Annotated in this window: 1 pseudogene; it reads right to left on the minus strand. The window is 35.2% G+C overall.

The annotated features are described in order from the left end of the window. Positions 1-576 (minus strand): annotated as a pseudogene (locus HC176_RS20415) (IS1634 family transposase); the annotation flags it as partial.

Here is a 576-nt window from a genome sequence, read left to right on the forward strand (position 1 = left end):
CTTTTAATAGTTCGATATTTCTTTTAGACAATAAACCAGAATCCGCTACTACCGTTAAATGTTGTGAATGGTATTTTCCAGAAAAATGATCCACCACTGGTAAGAGCGTATCACCTTCATATTTGTTTCCTTCAAAAATGTGATAATCGATAGGATATCCTCCATCACTAACCAATAATCCCAGAACAATCTGCGGATTTTGATGTTTTCCATCTTTACTAAAACCAGGAATTCTAAGATCATCCTCCTTTGAGGCTTCAAAATACAGGGTAGTAACATCGTAGAAAACTACGGATAAAACATTTCCATACAAACTTAAAGTATGCTGAAGGCTGATCGCTTTGATGTGCTCCATTTGTTCTTTATGAAGCTTAATCAAGATACCGGTATACACTGTAAACACTTATTTCTATACCTTTGTACTTGAATAAATAATCAACCGTCCGGAGCTTACTAACCGGATAAATTAAACGTGTGATAACTAAATGGCGAAAGAGTTCCTCCTGAACTACATCAAACCCGATTTCATTAAATATTTTACCCAAAAGTAATTCAGGACCTACCAGATTAAAGGTG

This window comes from Tamlana crocina, from assembly GCF_012037625.1.